The organism is Acidobacteriota bacterium (assembly GCA_034211275.1).
In the GTDB taxonomy this organism is placed as follows: domain Bacteria; phylum Acidobacteriota; class Thermoanaerobaculia; order Multivoradales; family JAHZIX01; genus JAGQSE01.
This window is the reverse complement of sequence record JAXHTF010000302.1, coordinates 1-4,864: the sequence shown is the minus strand read 5'-3', so window position 1 is coordinate 4,864 and position 4,864 is coordinate 1. Positions and strand designations below refer to the sequence as shown.

Below are 4,864 nucleotides of genomic sequence, written 5' to 3'. Positions count from 1 at the left end.
GATTGATCTCATCGGCGGCGAGGACGGGACTGCCGACGAGGATCACCTCGTCGGGGAAGCGGTGGCGCAGAGCACAGAGGAGCGAGGAGTAATCCTCCACGCAGAGCTCGTTGTCCACCGCCTTGGGGCGCTGGGAGCGGCGGGTCACCGGATTGGAGGCACTGGGATTGAGGACGATGATGCCCCGATCCCGCTGGGCTCCCTGCCGGCCGAGACCCAGCCGGTCGAGCCACGCGTCGGCCGCCGCCAGCTCCTCGGCGCCCAGATGGAGACTCAAATAGCGGCCGTCGGGCAGGGGCAGCTGGGACCGGCAGGGCCGGGAGGAGCGGAAATGATTGACCGTGCTCCGCGCGCGCCGCTCCATCACCCGCCCGCGATGGGCATAGGCGAGACCCTTATTCCACGAGTAGACGCCGTGCTCGATGCCGTCGGAGAAAGCCTCCGGCGGATGGGTCGCCCCGAAGACCACCAGCGGGAAGGCGGCGGCGAGCTCCGGCGTGAAGGCTTCAGCGGGGTGGAGGGATTGGACCGCGGGGTGGCGGGAGAAGAGCTCGAGATAGCTGTCCTTGGTGCACACCGCGACCTTCAGCCCCGCCGCCGCCAGGCTCTCGATCCAGGCGGCGTGGCAGAAGAGCTCACCGGTGTACCAGCGGTTCGTGATGTAGCAGAAGAGCGCCTCTTCGATGCGCCCCGAGGACAGCGCTTCAGCCAGCAGCTCCATGCCTCCTCCGCGTGGATCGGCGGGACCTCCGCGAAGGTCAGAGAGGAAGGGCGTTGGCGAACGCATTCTTTCTGCCATTAGATTCCTTCAAGGCGCGAAATTCAGCAAGAGTACTCCGGCATGATACACTTTTAGCAAGCCCAGGAAGAAGTCGCTCTCCCGAGCAGCCCGCATTTTCCAGCCGATTTGCAGGCCTGACGACGCGAATCAGCAGGTCGTGGCGGAAGCAGGAATGAAGGCAGGAGCAGCGTGGGACCGAAGCAGAGCGAACACCCCTTGAAGACCAGCGAATCCCTCGAGATCGGGTGGGGCCCTTCGCCCCCGTCGGTCCACAGCCGCTATGTGGTTCTCGACGATCCCGTGATGGCCAAATTCCGCGCCGTCGGCGACGGTGGCGAAGAGCTGTGGGACTTCCATCAGCTGGAGTGGTGGTCTCGGATCTACGAGTACCGCTGGCTCCAGGACGTGGTTCGAGACTGCTTCGCCGACCGCGGCACCCTCAATCTCGAGAGCAAAGTCGCTCTCGACGCCGGCTGCGGCCGCAAACATCCCAGCAGCTTCATCCTCGGCGAGATGGGCTTCCGGCGCGTCCTCGCCCTTGATCTCATGCCCAACAACCCTCTCTTCGAGCGGGTCCGCATGGCCAACGTCGAATACCGGCAGACGGACTTCGCCGAGCACGTCCCCGGTCCGGTGGACTTCCTCTGCTGTCTGTCGGTGCTCGAGCACGTGCCGCGGGAGCGCCAGCCGCGGGCGCTAGAGAATCTCTGCGGCGCCGTCGCTCCCGGCGGATTCCTCGCCATGACCTTCGACCTGCCGGGTTTCGAATACGAGACGGACCTGGAAGGCTACAAGCGGATCCTGTCGGAGCAGGGCTTCGAGATCACCGAGGCTGCCACCGATCCGGCCCAGCGCCTGACCTCCCGCAACGGCCCCATCCCCCATCCGGGCTGGCCCAAAGTCGGCAGAATGGAATTGCTCTGCTACCGGCTCCTGGCATGGAAGGAGCCTGGTTAGAGATCCGATGAAGAACATCCTCATCAGCACCCCCGGCCGAGTCAGCAGCCTGGTCTACCTGCCCACCATCTGGGGCATCCTCAAGTCCTATTGCGAGCAGATTCCGGTCCTGCAGGAGAATTACTCCTGGCTCGATCCCATCGTCATCAAGCAGTCCACCTCCGCCATGCTGGCCCCCTACGAGGACGTGCCCATCGACGTCCTGGGGCTGAGCTGCTACTGCTGGAATACCCACAGCAACTTCGACCTCGCCCGCGCGGTCAAAGAGCGCCATCCCCACTGCCTGGTCCTCGCCGGAGGCCCGGACCCGGACTACCGCCGCCCCGGCTTCTTCGACGACCACCCCTACATCGACGCCTTGGTCCTGCGCGATGGCGAGGTCCCCTTCGCCACCATCCTCGAGCAGATCCTGGAGGGGGTCCCGGACTACGAGGCGATCCCCGGCCTGGTGCTGCCGCCGCAGCCGGGAGACGAGCAGCCCTATCGATTCACCGGCCATCAAAAGCTGATGGCGGAGTTCGACTACCAACCCTGGATCGCCCAGCGCGACTACTACGAGCGGGTACTGGACGAGCTGCGGGGACCCGACGGCGCCAAGCAGCTGGTGGTCTCCTGGGAGACCGACCGCGGCTGCCCCTACAAATGCACCTTCTGCGATTGGGGCTCGGCGACCCACAGCAAGGTGCGCAAGATCGACATGGACCGGCTGGAGCAAGAGGCGCGGTGGATCGGCGATCACCGCATCGAGGTGGTCTCCTTCACCTCCGCCAATTTCGGCATCTTCCAGCGGGATCTGGACATCATCGACCTGCTCATCGAGACCAAGGAGCGCACCGGCTATCCCAAGACCATCCAGCTCAACAACGCCAAGAACAATGTCGAGCGGGTGACCGAGATCAACCGCCGCGCCTTCCGCGCCGGCCTCATCGACTTCCACACCCTCTCCGTGCAGTCCATGTCCGACGACGTGCTGGCAGCCATGGACCGGTCCAATATCCGCAAGGAGCGACAGCTGGCCATGCTCCGGGAGCTCCAGGAAGACGGCGTTCCCAGCGTCGTGCAGCTCATCTTCGGCGCCCCCGAGGACACCCTCGAAACCTTCCGCGACACCCTGGCGGAGCTCATGGAGTCCGGCATTCACGACGAATTCGTCTGCTACCCCTTCATGGTCCTGCCCAATGCACCCGCCAACGACCCCGCCTACCGGGACAAATGGGGCATCCGGACCATCGAGCGCTACGGCTCCGTCAAGCGCCGCCGCCAGTCCCAGCCCCTGGCCGACGGCTCGGACCGCTACGTCTACATCGTCGAGACCTCCTCCTACGACCGCCACGAATACGTCGACATGTACTGCCTGGGCCGCGCGGTCATCGCCCTCCACAACTCCGGCCTGACCCAATTCCTCTCCCGCTTCCTGCGCCAGGCCCGGGGTCTGCCCTACAAGGACTTCTACGGCCCGATCCTCCAGACCCTCTTCGACGATCCCGGGACTCTGCTGGGAGAGGTCTACCGGCGCTGCTACCGCCACACCGCCGCCTTCGTCGCCGACGGCGCCGAGCAGGCCTTCGAGCAGATGCCGGTGGACGAGCTGCCCAGCTTCGACGCACTGGTGACGGTGGAGGAATACATGATGTTCCGCTGGATCAGCGAGTCGCCGCGGCTCTACGGCGAGCTGCGGGAGGCGCTGCGGCCCATCGTCGGGGACGACGCCCTACTGGACAGCCTCCTCTCCTTCCAGAGCGCCCTGATGATCACTCCGGACTACGACCGCCGCGTCGGCCGTGAGCTGGTCCTGCGCCACGACTGGCCCGGCTTCTTCAGCGAGGACAACCTCTACGAGAAGGAGGTGGCGGAGCCCGCCCCCTGGACTCCCCCCCGCCCTGTCCACATCCACCAGCAGCACGCCGGCAGCCACCTGGACCGGCCCCTGGACTGGTTCGAGAGGGGTCCCGACGGCGAGGAAGCAGCGATGATCCGGTGGCTGGACTCTGTCATCGATACCGAGTACTCGCGGGTTCAGCGAACCCACTTCCGCATCGAATCCGCCGGCGAGCCTCCCCGCCGCCAGGAAGAGAATCGGGTCGCCGTGCTGTGATCGTCCTCGGCTTGCACTTCGGCCACGATGCCGCCGTGGCCCTCGTGCGGGATGGCGAGGTCGTCGCCTTCCTGGAGAAAGAGCGCAAGAATCGGATCAAGCACGCCCTCGGTCTCGACTTCAGCGACGTCCGAGACGTGCTGGAAGACGCGGGCCTGTCTCCCCGCGACGTCGACTACTGCGCCGTTACCTCCACCCAGGACGTGGAATATTGCTTCTTCGAGCCCGAGCGCCTGAGCTTCGTCTTCGGGGGCCCCGCCATCCACGAAATCCCCAGCCCGCTGTGGCGCCGGCGCTATGGCGACGCCGAAGAGCCCCCACCAGGAGCCGGAAAGCTCGAGGGCCTGCGCCGCCTGGCGGAGGTCTACTCCCAGCCCGGCGAGCACCGCTACAAGAAATTCTTCCGCCAATACGGCCACCACGATCTCGCCACCGTCTCCTCGCTACCGTCCATCGAGGACTTCGCCACCCATCCGCTGTGGGAAGGCCCACGGACCCTCGCCGAGATCGGCGCTACCGACTACCGGCCCCTCCTCGATGACGACTTCTCCCGCAGCTTCCACCTGCCCATCACCCTGACCCTCGACGGGAGCCGAGTTCCGGGGGCCCTCTTCTCCCACCACTACGCCCACGCCGCCTACGGCTTCTACGAAAGCCCCTACCGCCGCGCGGCGATCCTCAGCCACGACGGCGGCTCCACCCGGCGGGGCTATCGCGCCGGGCTCTTCTTCTACGGCGAGGAGGAGCGCCTCTACCCCCTGGCGCCCCATCGCCTGCCGGCGGGGTGGACCTACCACGTGGTGGGCCGGGACATCGGCTTCGGCAGCATCGGCGGTTCGGGCAAGCTCATGGGGCTGAGCGCCTACGGCCGCCCGGCCTTCTTCGACCCGGCCTTCGTCGGCAATTGGTGGGATGGACCGCGCAGGGGCGAGGAAAAGCACCCCCGCCGCTGGTTTGACCACATGGTGGACTCGGCCCGCCGCCAGGGCTACGACCTGGACGCTCTGGGAGACCCGGCGCGGATGACCGAG

The 4,864-nt window shown here is 66.3% G+C and carries 4 protein-coding genes; 3 read left to right on the top strand and 1 reads right to left on the bottom strand.

Translation table 11 applies throughout. The features are described 5' to 3' along the window. Positions 1-721: hypothetical protein (locus tag SX243_25150; GenBank protein MDY7096277.1), on the bottom strand; the 721-nt coding region annotated here is incomplete at its 3' end. A gap of 276 nt (positions 722-997) precedes the next feature. Between SX243_25150 and SX243_25145 the strand changes: the two genes are divergently transcribed. The 3 genes from SX243_25145 to SX243_25135 all read left to right on the top strand — a co-directional run. Continuing rightward, positions 998-1,738, top strand: coding sequence for a class I SAM-dependent methyltransferase (locus tag SX243_25145; protein MDY7096276.1), 741 nt, complete (start codon positions 998-1,000; stop codon positions 1,736-1,738). A gap of 7 nt (positions 1,739-1,745) precedes the next feature. After that, positions 1,746-3,833 (top strand): radical SAM protein, encoded by a 2,088-nt coding sequence (locus SX243_25140; protein ID MDY7096275.1) that lies wholly within the window; start codon positions 1,746-1,748, stop codon positions 3,831-3,833. Beyond that, on the top strand, positions 3,830-4,864 hold a 1,035-nt coding region (locus SX243_25135), incomplete at its 3' end, for a carbamoyltransferase N-terminal domain-containing protein (GenBank protein MDY7096274.1). The genes SX243_25140 and SX243_25135, both read left to right, overlap by 4 nt.

Coding starts and splice junctions, on each gene's coding strand:
- SX243_25140 (MDY7096275.1), top strand. CDS start 1,746: ATGAAGAACATCCTCATCAGCACCCCCGGCCGAGTCAGCAGCCTGGTC.